The organism is Bacillus sp. M6-12 (assembly GCF_002860285.1).
Taxonomy (GTDB): Bacteria; Bacillota; Bacilli; order Bacillales; family DSM-1321; genus Peribacillus.
On the sequence record NZ_PGVF01000013.1, the window covers coordinates 91,106 to 107,133 of the forward strand.

The 16,028-nt window shown below is 43.1% G+C and carries 15 protein-coding genes, 1 pseudogene and 3 other annotated features; of the genes and pseudogenes, 2 read left to right on the forward strand and 14 right to left on the reverse strand.

Annotated features, from left to right (window positions below; all coding sequences use genetic code 11):
• Positions 1 to 36: 36 nt before the first annotated feature.
• The 3 genes from pheT to CVD28_RS14885 form a co-directional block, all read right to left on the reverse strand.
• A complete protein-coding gene (pheT, locus tag CVD28_RS14875; RefSeq protein WP_101593168.1) occupies positions 37 to 2,451 on the reverse strand; it encodes a phenylalanine--tRNA ligase subunit beta in 2,415 nt (804 codons plus the stop codon).
• A 68-nt stretch (positions 2,452 to 2,519) separates the two neighbouring features.
• Positions 2,520 to 3,557 carry a phenylalanine--tRNA ligase subunit alpha gene (pheS, locus tag CVD28_RS14880; RefSeq protein ID WP_101593169.1) on the reverse strand — a complete coding sequence of 346 codons (1,038 nt, stop codon included), beginning with the start codon at positions 3,555 to 3,557 and terminating at the stop codon, positions 2,520 to 2,522.
• A gap of 59 nt (positions 3,558 to 3,616) precedes the next feature.
• Positions 3,617 to 3,854 (reverse strand) — a binding site (T-box leader).
• Positions 3,855 to 4,032: 178 nt separating this feature from the next.
• On the reverse strand, positions 4,033 to 4,788 hold the full coding sequence (locus CVD28_RS14885; RefSeq protein ID WP_101593170.1) for a TrmH family RNA methyltransferase: 756 nt from the start codon (positions 4,786 to 4,788) through the stop codon (positions 4,033 to 4,035).
• A gap of 150 nt (positions 4,789 to 4,938) precedes the next feature.
• Here CVD28_RS14885 and sspI point away from each other — a divergent pair, with 150 nt between their 5' ends.
• Positions 4,939 to 5,148 (forward strand): small acid-soluble spore protein SspI, encoded by a 210-nt coding sequence (sspI, locus tag CVD28_RS14890; RefSeq protein ID WP_101593171.1) that lies wholly within the window; start codon positions 4,939 to 4,941, stop codon positions 5,146 to 5,148.
• A 90-nt stretch (positions 5,149 to 5,238) separates the two neighbouring features.
• Here sspI and CVD28_RS14895 read toward each other — a convergent pair whose 3' ends face one another.
• Both CVD28_RS14895 and CVD28_RS14900 read right to left on the reverse strand, forming a co-directional pair.
• Entirely contained in the window at positions 5,239 to 6,324 is a 1,086-nt protein-coding gene (locus CVD28_RS14895) for a M42 family metallopeptidase (RefSeq protein ID WP_101593172.1), read from the reverse strand.
• A 62-nt stretch (positions 6,325 to 6,386) separates the two neighbouring features.
• Positions 6,387 to 6,875 (reverse strand): dUTP diphosphatase, encoded by a 489-nt coding sequence (locus tag CVD28_RS14900; protein WP_101593173.1) that lies wholly within the window; start codon positions 6,873 to 6,875, stop codon positions 6,387 to 6,389.
• Positions 6,876 to 7,189: 314 nt separating this feature from the next.
• Between CVD28_RS14900 and CVD28_RS14905 the strand changes: the two genes are divergently transcribed.
• Positions 7,190 to 7,570 carry a sigma-w pathway protein ysdB gene (locus CVD28_RS14905; protein WP_101593174.1) on the forward strand — a complete coding sequence of 127 codons (381 nt, stop codon included), beginning with the start codon at positions 7,190 to 7,192 and terminating at the stop codon, positions 7,568 to 7,570.
• Positions 7,571 to 7,654: 84 nt separating this feature from the next.
• On the opposite strand, the gene CVD28_RS14910 is transcribed toward CVD28_RS14905, so the two are convergent.
• From CVD28_RS14910 to CVD28_RS14955, 9 genes and pseudogenes are all read right to left on the reverse strand, one after another.
• Positions 7,655 to 7,921 carry a DUF1294 domain-containing protein gene (locus CVD28_RS14910; protein WP_101593175.1) on the reverse strand — a complete coding sequence of 89 codons (267 nt, stop codon included), beginning with the start codon at positions 7,919 to 7,921 and terminating at the stop codon, positions 7,655 to 7,657.
• A gap of 83 nt (positions 7,922 to 8,004) precedes the next feature.
• On the reverse strand, positions 8,005 to 8,364 hold the full coding sequence (gene rplT / locus CVD28_RS14915; protein ID WP_101593176.1) for a 50S ribosomal protein L20: 360 nt from the start codon (positions 8,362 to 8,364) through the stop codon (positions 8,005 to 8,007).
• Positions 8,365 to 8,397: 33 nt separating this feature from the next.
• Entirely contained in the window at positions 8,398 to 8,598 is a 201-nt protein-coding gene (gene rpmI, locus CVD28_RS14920) for a 50S ribosomal protein L35 (protein ID WP_028392188.1), read from the reverse strand.
• 22 nt (positions 8,599 to 8,620) lie between these two features.
• On the reverse strand, positions 8,621 to 9,121 hold the full coding sequence (infC, locus tag CVD28_RS14925; RefSeq protein ID WP_219621198.1) for a translation initiation factor IF-3: 501 nt from the start codon (positions 9,119 to 9,121) through the stop codon (positions 8,621 to 8,623).
• Between the two features lie 83 nt (positions 9,122 to 9,204).
• Positions 9,205 to 9,342 (reverse strand) — a sequence feature (ribosomal protein L20 leader region).
• A 207-nt stretch (positions 9,343 to 9,549) separates the two neighbouring features.
• A pseudogene (locus CVD28_RS28835) lies at positions 9,550 to 10,056 on the reverse strand (GNAT family N-acetyltransferase).
• A gap of 152 nt (positions 10,057 to 10,208) precedes the next feature.
• The gene (gene thrS / locus CVD28_RS14940) at positions 10,209 to 12,140 is read right to left on the reverse strand and encodes a threonine--tRNA ligase (RefSeq protein ID WP_101593180.1); all 1,932 of its coding nucleotides are present in this window, start codon (positions 12,138 to 12,140) and stop codon (positions 10,209 to 10,211) included.
• 88 nt (positions 12,141 to 12,228) lie between these two features.
• Positions 12,229 to 12,470, reverse strand: a binding site (T-box leader).
• 129 nt (positions 12,471 to 12,599) lie between these two features.
• Positions 12,600 to 13,430: a putative sporulation protein YtxC gene (ytxC, locus tag CVD28_RS14945; RefSeq protein ID WP_257985877.1), complete on the reverse strand. Its 831-nt coding sequence runs from the start codon at positions 13,428 to 13,430 to the stop codon at positions 12,600 to 12,602.
• A 250-nt stretch (positions 13,431 to 13,680) separates the two neighbouring features.
• Positions 13,681 to 14,619 carry a primosomal protein DnaI gene (gene dnaI / locus CVD28_RS14950; RefSeq protein ID WP_101593182.1) on the reverse strand — a complete coding sequence of 313 codons (939 nt, stop codon included), beginning with the start codon at positions 14,617 to 14,619 and terminating at the stop codon, positions 13,681 to 13,683.
• Positions 14,620 to 14,627: 8 nt separating this feature from the next.
• Positions 14,628 to 16,028, reverse strand: coding sequence for a replication initiation and membrane attachment family protein (locus tag CVD28_RS14955; protein WP_101593183.1), 1,401 nt, complete (start codon positions 16,026 to 16,028; stop codon positions 14,628 to 14,630).

Here is a 16,028-nt window from a genome sequence, read left to right on the forward strand (position 1 = left end):
GTCCCAAAAAATCGGCCACTGCTTTTGTATTTTTTCTTAACCGCGAAGCTCTGCTCCTGCTTCTTCCTTCACTGCCTTCAGTACTTTTTCATGTGCCTTCGCTATATCTTCATCAGTCAAAGTTCGTTCCGGGTCATAATATTTTAGAGAGAATGCAAGCGACTTCTTGCCTGGTTCCATGCGCTCGCCTTCATAAAGGTCAAAAAGCTGTACTTCCTTCAGCAGCTTTCCGCCTGCTTCCGTGATGATGCTTTCCAATTGGCCTCCTGCAACCTCTTTATCAACCACCAGGGCGATATCACGTGTTATAGAAGGATAGCGTGGAATAGCTTGGTAATGGATTGGCTCAACTTCAGTGCTGGCAAGCTTTTCAAAAGAAAGCTCAAACACGTAGGTTTCCTTCAAGTCCAATTCCTTCTGGACTGTCGGGTGCACCTGCCCAATAAAGCCAATACTTTCATTGTTTAACAGGATTTCCGCTGTACGGCCTGGATGCATACCTTCGATTTTGGTCTGCTGGTATGAAATGTTCTGTTTCAGGCCCAATGTATCAAAAACAGCTTCGATGACCCCTTTTGCAAAGTAGAAGTCAACCGGCTTTTTCTCTCCCTGCCATGGATGTGAAAGCCATAATCCAGTCAGCGCACCAGCCAGATGTTCTTTTTCCTCAGGAAGTTCATCATTTCCTCTGCTCAAGAAAACAGAACCGACTTCATAAATAGCGATCGAATCGTTTTGACGGGCAAGATTATATTTCAGCACTTCCAAAAGCTGCGGAACAATACTTTGGCGAAGATAACTTCTGTCTTCACTCATTGGCATCGCCAGACGGATTGGCTCCCGTTTTTCAAGAGCATATTCGGAAACCTTTTCTTCACTTGTTAATGAATAAGTGATTGCCTGGTAGACCCCTGCACCCTCGAGAGCACGCTTAACCTGGCGGCGCTTCTGCTGATAGGCAGTCAGCTTCCCAGGAGCCTGAGCACCGATCGGCAATGTTGTCGGAATATTATCGTAGCCATACAAGCGGGCAACCTCTTCGATTAAATCTTCTTCAATAGTGATATCTCCACGTCGAGTTGGTACCGTTACAGTGAATTCACCATTTTCAAATTTCACTTCAAATTTCAATCTCTCGAAAATAGAGACAACATCCTCGGCCGTAAGCTCTGTGCCGATGATTTTATTTATCTTATCCAATGTGACTGTGACTACCGCCGGCTCTATTGTAAGTGCGTCTGCTTCAACTGTTCCTTCCAGTACAGTTCCGCCGGCATATTGAGCCATCAGACTGGCTGCACGTTCTCCTGCATTGCGTACACGGGCCGGGTCTACTCCCTTTTCATAGCGGGAACTAGCTTCACTCCGAAGGCCATGATCCTTTGATGCTTTACGGATTGCAGCCCCTGTGAAGTAAGCTGATTCCAATAACACAGTAGTTGTATCACTATTCACCTCTGAATTAGCACCGCCCATTACTCCAGCAAGCGCAACAGGTTCCTTGCCGTTTGTTATTACGAGATGTTCAGGTGTAAGAGTGCGCTCGGCATCATCAAGTGTGACGATGGTTTCACTTTCAGCTGCCCGGCGGACGAGAACTTCCTTAGATCCAAACCGGTCATAGTCAAACGCATGAAGCGGCTGGCCGTATTCAAGCAGCACATAGTTCGTAATATCAACAATATTATTATGAGGGCGAATACCGCTAGCCATTAATTTCGTCTGCATCCATAGCGGTGATGGTCCAACTTTTACATCCTTGATCACCTTAGCAGTATAAAGCGGGGCATCTTCCTTTGCTTCAACCGAAACAGAGATATATTCAGAAGCCTTTTCAGAAGCCTGCACAGTGTTACTTTCCGGCCAGTTTACATCTCTTCGGAGAATGGCTGCCACTTCATAAGCAACGCCAAGCATACTCATCGCATCTGCCCTGTTTGGAGTGAGGCCAAGCTCAAGAATATGATCCTCCATGCCAAGAGCATCAAGTGCATCCGTACCTGCTTCTACTCCATTGGGAAACACAAAGATTCCAGTTGCATATTCCTTGGCAATCAGCTTTGTCTCAAAGCCAAGCTCCTGCAGGGAACAGATCATTCCATTGGACTCTTCTCCGCGAAGCTTTGCCTTTTTAATTTTAAAATTGCCTGGAAGAACCGCTCCGACAGTTGCCACGGCTACTTTTTGGCCTTTGTCTACGTTCGGTGCACCGCAGATGATTTGAACAGGTGCTTCTCCTCCTAAATCAACCTGGCAGATGTTTAATTTGTCAGCCTCAGGGTGTTTTACACGGTCAACCACGTGTCCGACCACTACTCCTTTGAGGCCTTCACTTTTCTTTTCAACACCTTCGACTTCAATTCCGCTCTTTGTTATTTTTTCAGCCAGCTCGTATGCGTCTATGCCTGTCAGGTCTACATATTCACGGAGCCAATTATAGGATACAAACATGTTAATCCTCCCAAAGTATTTAATCTTGCCGCCTAGAAAAGCAAGTTTTATTATAAAAAATTAATTGTTTACTCGTGTCGATGGAATTGCTTGATGAAACGAATATCATTTGTGTAAAAATGGCGGATGTCATCCACACCATATTTCAGCATAGCAATCCGCTCTGGTCCCATTCCAAAAGCGAAACCTGAATATTTCTTAGAATCAAACCCGGACATTTCCAGAACCCTTGGATGAACCATACCAGCACCAAGAATTTCAATCCAGCCGGTTCCTTTACAAACGCTGCAGCCTTTTCCGCCGCAAATTTTACAGGAAATATCCATCTCAACAGAAGGCTCTGTGAATGGGAAGAAACTTGGACGAAGGCGAATTTCACGGTCCTGTCCAAACATCTTCTTGGCAAACACTTCAAGAGTTCCTTTTAAATCGCTCATCCGGATGTTTTCATCAATTACAAGGCCTTCGATTTGTGTAAATTGGTGGGAGTGTGTAGCATCATCATTATCCCGGCGGTACACCTTTCCAGGACAGATGATTTTGACAGGTCCCTTCCCTTTATGCTTTTCCATTGTCCGCGCCTGGACAGGAGATGTTTGCGTACGAAGAAGGGTTTCTTCCGTTATATAAAACGAATCCTGCATGTCGCGTGCTGGGTGCCCCTTCGGAAGGTTTAGCGCCTCAAAATTATAATAATCCTGCTCTACTTCAGGCCCTTCTGCGATTTCATAGCCCATTCCGATGAACAAGTCTTCAATTTCCTCAATGATTCTTGTTAGAGGGTGCGAATTCCCTTTATTAACAGTACGTCCTGGCAAGGTAACATCAATAGTTTCAGATGCCAGCTTTTTTTCTACTGCCTCATTTTCAAACTGTACCTGTTTTGCCTCCAGTTTATCGGCAATCGCTTCGCGCACTTCATTGGCCAGCGCCCCGATCTTCGGACGTTCCTCTGCGGAAAGTTTGCCCATTCCGCGAAGCACTTCCGTAATCGGACCCTTTTTGCCTAAATACGCAACCCGGATATCATTCAGTTCTTTTAAATCTACGGCAGCCTCCACTTTCCCTATTGCTTCAGCCTGCAGATCTTGCAATCGCTCCTGCATGTAATTTCCTCCTTGAATCCATTGGCATTTATTTTTAAACACAAAAAAACCCCGCCCATAGAAGGGACGAGGTTTATGTATCGCGTTACCACCCTTATTAGCATCCCAAATTCTCTCGGGACACTCACTTCATTTCGTTAACGGCTTTGCGCCGGTACACCTTTATGCCAATGGCAGTCCCGGTGCCAACTCAAGAGGTGAATTCAACTGCACAGTCCCATAAAAATGCTCTCAGTCTGCGGCATTTTTTCCCTGAATGGCTTGATGCAGGCTACTCTTCTCTTTCATCGTATTTAGAATATAGAATTTAGCACTTATTATAGTATACTTTACTGCTGTTTTCAAACCGTATTTGAAAATGGGATTCAATCAAGCTTTCGCTTACAGCTATGTTGCCTTCAACTAAATTGATAAGATTCCGCTTTAAAGATCCGGATCTCCGCTTAATTGGCTTATGAACTTTGATTGCAGAAAACTACGCCCGCAAATGGTACAGCAATATTCCGGCTGCAACTGCAACGTTTAAAGACTCGCTTCTCCCATGGATCGGTATATATAAATTCATATCGGTTTCGGCAAGCAGCTCTTTCCTTACACCGCCGCCTTCATTTCCTACCAGCAGTGCAAATTCATGACTTTTTTCAGATTTTTCAAATGGTGCAGCATTTTCAAGTGAAGTACCATACACTGGTATGTCTTTTTCCTTTAATTGTGCTATTAGCTCCATTAAATTGCCTTTGAATACAGGAAGATGAAAGATACTGCCTTGTGTCGAACGGATAACCTTTGGGTTATATGGATCAGCACAGCCTTCTCCCAATACAACTGCGTCTATGCCCGCCGCATCAGCAGTTCTTATCATTGTCCCTATGTTCCCGGGATCCTGAACAGCATCAATCAGCAAGAAGGTTTTTCCTTCTATATTATTTAATGACAGGGCCTTTTGTTCGCATACTGCCGCTATTCCCTGCGGTGATTCAGTATCAGATACGGCCTTCATCACTTCTTCGCTCACATATGTAACCTCTGCCCCGTCAAGCTTAAAGCCAGCCGGCAGTTCCGTTCCTTCAGATATAATGACTTCCAGAACAATATCCCGCTCCTTAAGAGCTTCCTCCACTAAATGGAACCCTTCAATTAAATACTTACCGCTCAGATCCCGTTCTTTTTTGGAAAGCAGCTTCTTCCACTGCTTAACTGTCGGATTTTTTGCAGATTGGATATATTTCACGCTATACGCTCCCTTTATCGCTGATTTTCCTATTATACCTAATTGAAATACATAATGCACCGCTGCAGGAGAAATAATACCACTATGTAAAAGTCCCCTGAAGTACAGAAGCAGCCGGGACTTTAAAAAATAGCATATGGAGGAAAATTGATGAATTTAAATCTGCGGCACGCCATCATGCAAAATATTTCAGGGAATTCACAAGAAGAATTAAGAGAAACAATTGTGGATGCGATCCAAAATGGCGAAGAAAAAATGCTCCCGGGTCTTGGTGTTTTATTTGAAGTTATTTGGCAAAATTCCAGCGAACAGGAAAGACAGGAAATGGTACAGGTCCTGGAGTCCAGTGTTAAGAGATAAGTAAAAATGTCATCAAGGAGCGTCAATCCAGTTTCATGACAAATGCAAAAGACCATGCCAGTCAATTCAGGCATGGTCTTTCTTTCTTGACTATTCAAAAGTGATTTTATCTACTGTTTCCCTATCAAGTTTTTTAATAACTTCAACGATCAGTTTTACTGTGTTTTCAAAATCATCGCGATGGAGCATCGATGCATGGGAATGAATATACCGTGTGGCAATCCCAATGGACAATGCCGGTACGCCATTTGCTGTGATATGGATTTGTCCTGAATCTGTGCCGCCTCCTGGTATGATTTCAAATTGATAAGGAATTCCAAACTCATCTGCTGTACTTGTCACAAAGTCTCTTAATCCTTTATGGGAAACCATAGAAGCGTCGTATAGCACGATCTGCGGACCAGCACCCATTTTTCCAAGTGCTTCTTTTTCAGTGATTCCCGGTGTGTCAGCAGCGATGCCTGTATCAACAGCAAAAGCAATATCTGGCCTAATCTTAAAGGCGGATGTTCTGGCACCTCGAAGACCAACTTCCTCCTGCACCGTTGCGACACCATATACCACGTTTGGATGCTCGCTATCTTTTAATCCCTTTAATACATCAATTGCAATTGCACAGCCGATCCGATTATCCCATGCTTTGGCCAGCAGCATTTTTTCATTATTCATTACAGTAAACTCAAAATAAGGAACAGCCATATCTCCCGGCCGCACACCCCAGTCCTGTGCTTCCTCTCGGCTGGAAGCGCCGATATCAATGAACATATCCTTAATGTCTACAGGCTTTTTACGGGCATCAGCTGTAAGGATATGCGGCGGCTTTGAACCGATAATGCCTGTAATATCACCTTTTTTTGTAACGATTGTCACACGCTGGGCAAGCATAACCTGAGACCACCAGCCTCCTACAGTTTGAAAGCGAAGGAAACCTTTGTCATCTATTTGGGTGATCATAAAACCAACCTCATCCAGATGGCCGGCTACCATAATTTTCGGGCCGTCTTCCTTGCCTGTCTTCTTAGCAATTAAACTGCCAAGGTTATCGGTTTCGATTTCGTCAGCAAATGCAGCTATGTATTTTTTCACTACCTCGCGAACTTCGCGTTCATTTCCCGGAATCCCTTTAGCATCGGTCAAATCTTTAAGCATTGCTAAGGTTTCATCAAGCATGGCAATTCCTCCAGTTATGTATTTCTTCCTATTATATTAAACCTTAAGAGCACATACAAAAAAGAGGATTAATATCCCTGTTCCTGGCGTTCAAAATTCACGATATTTTTTTCCGTATATGCCCTCTCTATATCATTGCCATCAAACCCAAGCAGCAATCCAAGCTCAAGGTATACCGCAAACATATCTGTGTAAGAAGCCGCAGTTTGTTCACAACGGAATAGGTTAATCGCCTGAAAAACATTTAAAAATTGAGAAGTCAGGTCATGCTCCCTCGGCTCACTTGCAGCAGGCACAACTGCCTGAAGCTGTTTCATAATTCCTAATGACAGAAGAAAATGAATACCGTCAACATATTCTTCAAGCACTTTTTCAACAGGGGAAGCTGGCTTTTTACTCCAGAATTTAAAGCAGCGGGTTTCATTTGCCAGCTCGCCTACTTCCACAAGAAGCGCCATAATTTTCTTTTCGGTTAAGTCTGTTTTCTCTAATCCGTGCTGTGTTTCTATATGTGTATCCAAAGCAGCCTGCATTTCAAAAAGCTTGCTAAAATTCATCTTATTTCTCCTAACATCTAAATTCATAAAAAATTATATCAAATTAAGGGAACCTTTTCGAATTGAGTACGTATATAGGAAAAGCGCAAGCGCCCTGGTAAGCCCCGACAAGCATAAGACAAGCGCTGACAGAAGGCGCTCTTTGCCTTCCGAAGCGATTGGCTTATGACCTCGAGGGGCTGGGCGCTGAAGCTGGACATCATAGAAAAGCGCAAGCGCCCTGTAAGAAAAACTGGACATCTGACTTGTTAGAAAGGTCATACTCTCTTATTTTTTTAAAAAAACAATCTCTGTTGTCTTTAGGAGGATAATCGATGCTGCTGCTAATCCGATTATTATTATTCGCCTTAATTATATTCATAATTTATTCTGCAATTAAATATGTTATCAATCCAAAGCGGAAGCTGGAACTGGCCCATGAGCAACAGCAATTTTACTTTCTGGATGATGCAAATAATGTACGAAAAAACTTCCTGCTTACCTACAATGGCGTTTTATTTGAAGGCGAAAAATACTTAGGCACAACAGACAATGCCTTTGAGGTTGTATCGATTTTTATCTGGCCAAAAACAGTAGCAGAGCTTCAGGGATTAAAACGGGATGACTTCATTTGGATTGAAGGGGTCATTAAAGAAAAATACCCTCACTCCACAATTGATTGGAAAAGTCCGGTCAAAGAATTTTTGAAAAACTAATGAATTTTAAAAAAGCAAAGCTTGGTTCACATCATACCCAAGCTTTGCTTTTTAATTTACATTTTTTTCACCTTGATTCTGTAACTATCTATTAATCACCCAGACAATAAGGACTGCATGGACAAACAGCAGCAGCGGCATCCCGCCGGTGAAGGAAGCGTGCTTTGTTTTATGCCGGAAAAGATACATGCCTGCCAGGGATCCAGGAGTCCCGCCCGCTGCGGCCAGCAGCCATAATGTTTTTTCGCTGATCCGGTATGCTCCTCTCTTGGCCTTGCTTTTATCAATCCCCATACTGGCAAAAGCTGCCGCATTTATTGCAATAAAATATAGATAAACAATACTAAGCACTAAACTTTCCCTCCCCGTTTAACAAATAATATGTAAAAAGCCATTCTCTGCGAAGGAGAATGGCTAAGTCAGATCAGCAGATCTTATTTATCGAATTGTTGCTTTGCAGCAGTTGCCAATTGAGCAAATGCCTGCTCGTCAGAAACTGCAAGTTCAGCTAACATTTTACGGTTAACTTCGATTCCTGCAAGCTTCAAACCGTGCATTAAACGGCTATAAGAAAGACCGTTCATGCGTGCAGCTGCATTGATACGAGCGATCCAAAGTTTGCGGAAGTCGCGCTTTTTCTGGCGACGGTCGCGGAATGCATACATTAAAGATTTCATTACTTGCTGGTTAGCAACTTTGTATAATGTATGTTTGGAACCATAGTAACCTTTAGCTAATTTAAGAACTTTTTTACGACGTTTGCGAGTAACAGTACCGCCTTTTACACGTGGCATGTTATTTCCCTCCTATTTAAATCGAAAATACGATTACTTGATATTGTCTAGCATATGACGGATACGTTTGAAGTCACCTTTGCTTACAAGGCTTGCTTTGCGAAGCTTACGCTTAGCTTTTGTAGACTTGTTAGCGAATAAGTGGCTTGTGTAAGCGTGTGAACGCTTAAGCTTGCCAGATCCAGTTTTCTTGAAGCGCTTTGCGGATCCGCGGTGAGTTTTCATTTTAGGCATAAGGTATTCCTCCTCATTACAATTACTTTTCGTTTTTCGGTGCCAAAATCAAGAACATGCTGCGTCCATCCATTTTTGGATGTGTTTCGATTGTTGCTACTTCTTTACAAGCTGCAGAGAAGCGGTCCAATACGCGCTGACCGATTTCCTTGTGCGTGATTGCACGTCCTTTAAAACGGATAGAAGCTTTCACTTTATCGCCTTTTTCAAGGAATTTGATTGCATTGCGAAGCTTAGTATTGAAATCATGTTCGTCAATAGTCGGGCTCAGACGAACCTCTTTCAAAGTAATGATCTTTTGATTTTTGCGTGCTTCTTTGTCTTTCTTTTGCTGCTCGAAGCGGAATTTTCCGTAGTCCATGATACGGGCTACCGGAGGCTTTGCATTCGCAGCAACTACAACTAGATCAAGATTTGCACGAGCGGCAATATCCAGTGCTTCGAATTTCGTTTTAATTCCCAGCTGTTCGCCGTTTTGGTCAATTAGACGAAGTTCGCGGGCACGGATGCCCTCGTTTACCATCATGTCTTGTTTACTAATAGTTAGCCACCTCCAAGGATATTTAGCGAATACAGTTTAGTTATCATGATTTGCACTTGTTAACAAGCAATAAAAAAGTGTGGGTGCCAGAGAACACCCACACTGATAGATTAGAAAGGATAAATCCAAATAATCAAATCATGAACCTGTTAACTGCAAAGATGCGTCAGTCAGGTGAGAAGCGGGTGCCTCTTCTTTTCCTCAAACACGTATTCAATTCACCTTAGAAAATATATCATAAATAAAGATGATATGTCAACTCACTTGTTTTTCACAACAGAGATTATCTTATCAAATGATTCTGTTTTTTGCAATATGTTTTAGTATTTTTTTAATGAATGTTTAATAATGGCCAAAGAAAGCCTAAACTCTTCCGGATATTAGAGAGCCGTGATAGCCCCGTCGATAAGTTACGGCTGCCCTAGAATCTTTGCCATATAGTATCCGTCAGCATATGTTCCATCGATAAAAAGCGAGTTCTTTTTCGTGCCTTCCACTTCAAAGCCCATTTTTTTATAGAGAGATAGTGCCCGAACATTATGGGAAAGGACTGTAAGCTCAATGCGATTGATGCTATGGCTAATTGCCCACTGTTCCATCTATTCAAACAGTTTTGTGCCAATCCCTCCGTTCCTAAACTGCTCTGAAACGCCAACAACAAGATAAATAGAATGTTTCACCCGTGCAAGGCCGTTTCCGATAATGATTAAATATCCCGCCAGTTCACCATTGATATCAGCAATAAAAATTTCGGAGAACTCTTGGGCATTGAAATTTTCTATTCGCTTGCGCTGCTCTTCTACAGTTGTCTGCCGTTCTCCCGGTCCATATAACATTAAATTGGAGTTATCCACAGCATTCATTAAGTTAAGCAGCCTTTTGGCATCGCCGGGAACTGCTTTTCTGATATTCATCATCTCTTCTCTCCTATGGACCAATGGATTTCTCTCATTTAGCGTAATTGGGCTTCTGTATTTCTTTTTCGCTTTTTCGCAATGATTAGCTTAATTCAGCCCGCTGCTCTTTTTAAAAGGGAGGCACCCGATTTATCAGGTGCCTCCCAAGGATATTACTGTCTTACTTCTGCTTTGATAGAATTGATAAAATCCTCAAATGCTACAGTTTCGGATTTCTGTTCGCCGTATTTGCGGACGTTTACGCTGCCTTCGCTGCTTTCATTATCTCCCACAACAAGCATGTAAGGGATTTTTTGCATTTGTGCTTCCCTGATTTTGTAGCCGATTTTCTCATCGCGGCCGTCAAGGTCAACACGGAAGCCTTCTGCCTGAAGTTTTTCCTGGACTTGCTTCGCATAGTCAAGATGGGCTTCAGGAGAAACAGGGATCACTTGGACTTGTACTGGTGCAAGCCATGTTGGAAATGCCCCTTTGTATTCCTCAATCAGGAAGGCAACGAAGCGCTCCATTGTTGATACTACACCACGGTGGATAACGACCGGGCGATGAGGCTTTCCATCTTCCCCAACATAGCTCAAGTCAAAGCGTTCTGGCAGTAAGAAATCAAGCTGAACAGTGGAAAGCGTTTCGTCTTTTCCTAATGCAGTACGGACCTGAACGTCAAGCTTAGGGCCATAGAATGCTGCTTCGCCTTCCGCTTCGAAATAATCAAGGCCAAGTTCGTCCATCGCTTCCTTGAGCATGCCCTGGGCTTTTTCCCACATTGCGTCATCATCAAAATATTTCTCAGTATCCTGAGGATCACGGTAGGAAAGACGGAAGGAATAATCATTTAAGTTAAAGTCCTTGTAAACAGCTAGAACCAGGTTTACAACACGTTTAAATTCTTCCTTGATTTGATCCGGACGCACAAAGATATGTGCGTCATTCAGTGTCATTCCTCGTACGCGCTGCAATCCTGAGAGGGCACCTGACATTTCATAACGGTGCTGTGTGCCAAGTTCAGCAATCCTGATAGGCAGTTCTCGATAGCTGTGAATGCTGTTTTTGTAAATCATCATATGGTGCGGGCAGTTCATAGGACGAAGTACAAGCTGTTCATTATCCATGTCCATTACAGGGAACATGTCTTCCTGATAATGCTCCCAGTGTCCGGAAGTTTTGTACAAATCCACACTGCCCATAACCGGCGTATAAACATGGCTATAGCCAAGACGCTCTTCCTTATCGACAATGTACCTTTCAATTACACGGCGGATTGTTGCACCTTTTGGAAGCCATAATGGCAATCCCTGTCCAACCAATTGAGAGCTGGTAAACAAGCTTAATTCTTTTCCGATTTTACGATGGTCCCGTTCCTTTGCTTCTTCAAGCAAGCGCAGATGCTCTTCAAGATCTTCTTTCTTGAAGAAGGCAGTTCCATAAATGCGCTGAAGCATCTTATTGTTGCTGTCACCTCTCCAGTAGGCCCCCGCAATGCTCATCAATTTAAACTCCTTGATTTTTCCTGTTGTGGGTACATGAACACCGCGGCAAAGGTCGAAGAATTCACCCTGCTCATAGATAGTTACCTGTTGTTCTGCAGGAATAGCCTCAATCAGCTCAAGTTTATACTCATCGCCAATTTCCCGGAACCGGTTTACCGCTTCATCACGGCTTACTTCAACACGGACAACCTCAAGGTTTTCATTGATGATTTTCTTCATTTCTTTTTCGATCTTTGGAAGATCTTCCGGAGTCAGTGATTCCTCAAGATCAACATCATAATAGAATCCGCCTTCGATAACCGGTCCTACCCCAAACTTTGCGTTCTTGTACAAACGCTTGATAGCCTGCGCCATTAAGTGTGCTGAACTGTGGCGGAGGATTTCTAATGCTTCGCCGCTGTCCTGAGTGATTATTTCAACGGAACCGTCCTCTTCTATTGGACGTTTTAAATCATATTGCTGGCCGTTGAACTTTCCTGCAATCGACTTCTTCTTCAGCCCTGGGCTGATTGAGGCCGCAACCTCTTCAGTTGTCGTACCCCTGGCAAACTCCTTAACCGCTCCATCTGGAAAAGTAAGCTTAATCATTTCAGACATACAATGCCACTCCTTTAATTCAATTTAAAATGTGATTTTGCAGGGGCCAAGCTTTTAAAAACGCAAAAAAGCCCGCCCCTGTTATAAAAACAGGGACGAGCTTAGTAATCAAATGATTGCAACCCGCGGTTCCACCCTCGTTTCACCTGCCTTATGCAGATGACACTCGATGCTTGTAACGGAAGCTCCCGTCGGCCAATACTCGAAAATTCTTTCCTGGACGAAGTTTAAAGGCGGTAAATACTCTAACCGTGTTAGGAAGTTTGCAGCCTAGCCTTCCCTCTCTGAAAACCGTGCATAGAATACCCATGTCCTCATCATAACTTTTAAAAATAATATGTTGTATAGTATGTAGGAAATTATAATTTGTTATGTAATGAAAATCAAGAGCTATTTATTTAAAAAGTTATGGAGGCATTGGAAAGCTATTTACGTGTTCTCCTTTTGAAGCTGACCGGATCAGACGCCCTTAAATGCGGCAGTCGGGCGAATGACGGTTCTTTCTTCGAATATCCGTGTAATGGTCTGGATGAGCCCATCCTCGGCTTCATCAGTGTATAAATGTAAATTTCTAGGTGCTATAGAAAGCAACGGAGCCAGTGCCGTCGAGTCAACGTATACCGGGTTATCTGCAAGCAGCTTTCTGTCAATCATTTTGTGGATTTCCTGCTTTCCAAGCTTTCTAAACTGCCCATCGTAAAAATGAAAACCGCCGCTATGGAGCAAATGGACATTATCCATTTTCGGCTCCCGTTCATGCAGGAAGTCGCGGAGTGCTGCAATAAAGCTTTGATAATCCTGCTCAAGCTTATATTCATCAATTGCTAATTCCACATACTCCAGAAGTGAATCATAAAATGACTTCAGACGAAATGTCGCAAATGAATCAAAGGAAAATGAAACCTTATCGGCAAGAAATGTTTTTAGTCCTTCCCGGATGATTTCCCTCTCCTTATTAAAAGCAGGTTCAGATTTTTCATGCTGCTCCCCTTCAATAATCGAACAAGCTATTTCGACAATGCTATCTACTTCCTCCTGCTCCCGGAAGTAAAACCGTTGCCTGACAATTGATTCAAGAACACTTAAGAGCTTATCCTCAAGCAGAAATCTGTAAAACACATCACTTAATAATGCCAGCAGCTTTTTCATATACTTTTGTTTAATGTGAAGCACCAGCCCCCGTTCCGGCTGAAATTGTATATATGGATTCAGTTCTGTCCCCAAAGGGTGGACAGAGACGTATTCGAGCAGCTTAAACGCTTCAGTTTCAGTCTGAAAATGAATATGCACCAACCAAACTCCCCCTAACCCTTATCCTGCTTATATGTATATGGGATAAGCTTGCTTTTTAGAAGCAAGTTTGGGCTGATTAGCTTTGGAAAAGTAAAAAGCCAGCTGCAAAATAGACAGCTGGCATCTCAATATTTAGTTTCGGACAAATTAATTTAACCTGAAAAATAATCCTGATTATTAATCTCAGAAAAGTCATTATTCCAGATCATTTATTTAACTGCTTTTTTTAGAGGATCCCTTTATTTTTTTACCTTCTGCGATTCTCTCCACCCAGCTGAAGCGGTTCAGCCAGATATCTGATGCGCTCCATAATCCTGGCTGCTTTCACTTCTTCCCTTTCCCCCCGCTGGGAAACGGTTAAATGATTTTGAAGTCCGTCAAAATTAAAATTAGAAGTGAAGAATGTTGGCAGGTTTTCAAGCATTCTGAACTGCAGTATCGGACCGAGCACCTCATCCCTCGCCCAGCTGCTCATCGCCTCTGCCCCGATATCATCCAGCATAAGAACTGGAGCTTTCTTTGTCATATCGATTTTTTCATTAAGTGTATTGTCGCTGATTGAAGCCTTTATTTCGCGCAGGAAATCCGGGACATAGACAATCAGCGATGATATTTGATTCTTAGCGAGTTCATTGGCAATCGCACCCAGCAAATACGTTTTCCCTACTCCGAAACTTCCGTATAAATAAAGTCCTTTTTGTGTAGCTCCGGGAATAAAATTCTCTACAAAGGTAGTTGCCCTGCTTACTGCCTCCATCCTGCTGCCTTGGCTGTCAGTCATGATAAAGTCTTCAAGAGTAGCGGATAAAATGTCCTTGGGCACATATAAACTCTGAATCAGTTTTTGATGACGCCTTTTTTCATCATCCATAATTTTGCGCGGGCAAGGTTCATAATTTAAAGCAATTGCATTCCCCTGCAAAACAAGCTTTGGATGGTACCCCTCCAAGAAGTTGATGCAGCCTTGAAGGCTTGGACATTTATCGCAGCTTTTGCTCTGGGAGGAAAACTCATACAGCTTTGACAAGCCTTTTTCAACCATCTCACCTGAAATCCTCGAGCTATTCTCATGAAGGAAATGACGGATCTCCTTTTCATTCAGGACTTCATGCTTTAAATGTTCATACCGATTTTGAAATTCTGTATTGTTTGTCAATCTGCCCAACGCTTTATCAATTCGTTCCATGGTGTTTTTCACCCCCTGTTATTCAGCTTTTTAAGCCTCTCGAGCATCTGTTTCTTCTGCTCTTCCAGCTCTTGGCTGTCCTTTTTCCCTTTTCCTTCAGGTGCAGTATTCTGCTCGTTTTTCAGCCATTGGGGCACCTGTTCCGTCCGAATAGGCTTTTTACCCGATAGCTTATTTGTGCCTTTTCCATCTTGCCATTCCTGATATTGGCGGTGCTCTTTTTTAGCCAGCTCCATCGCCTGCTTGACCGTAACAATCTTTTTCCTCGCCCAGTGACCGGCAATCTTTTCAACATATCCTTTTGAAAGCTTCATATCCGTTTTGATCATGACATACTCAATAAGCACGTTTATGACTCCAGGCGGAAGGTTCTGGTTCATCATAATATCTTCTATAATTTGAAGGTCGTTTTTTGAAGGCTCTGCCCCTCCTGAAACCTGAATGAGCCTTTGTCTTGGCGACACTGTTTCCAAGTGGCGGATCAGCTGCTCTTCTTTGGTCTTCGGCTCTCCTGTCTGGGTTAGGTAGTTCGCGGGCTGGACCCTGTCTGAAAGTGAAGGAAGGCTTTCATAATGTTCAATTTGATACCAATCTCTAGCGGCCTTCCGCAATTCCTCCAAATCAACTTCGTTCTCGCCATTAACTGCACGAAGAATTAAATTTTGCATCTGCAGGGCATCAATGCCATACAAAAACGCCAGCTTAGCAATCGTTTCCTTTACCTTAAGAGTAAATGCCTTTCGCGGTACAAGAGAGTTGTTAAGGCCGGAGAATAATAAATCAAAATCAAAAAATGGCTCAAAGCCCGTTAGCTCGGCTCCGCCTGCTTTTCCAATAAACTCCTGTCCCGGATCAGGTGAAATATGGCTCTGCGCCTCATCTGTGACATATAAGGATTCCAAGTGTTCGGAAGAAAATACTTCAGGAAAAGCCTTCGTAACTTCACTGTACTCATTAGTCGAGATTGCCTCATCACAAAAGAACTTTTTCAGACGTCCAAAATGCACCTTGCCGACTTTTTTGAACAGGTACACATTCAGCATTCCATCTGTGAAGAATTGTTCGGGGCTTAATGGGGGATGGAGCTCATAAATAAATTCAGTCTCATCATTATCCTTCTTTTTATAAACCTTCAGCAGCCCAAGGCCCTCCAGTTTTACCCGCGCATCATAAATCTCCTTGAGATTTATTGCCATCGTATTCATCAGTCCATAATGGAGAGAGGAATTCGACCACAGGCGGTTTTCTTCCAGCTCGCTCCATAATGTGATATATAAACTGATGCACACCGGCCCAATCAGCGGCTGGTAAAGCATCGTTAAAATCTTCCGGTCATAGTCATGTATCATTCCGGCTGCCGAAACGGTGTACCGGTCAACAGGAAGCAGTTCTTGCCAATGCTTTGTCAT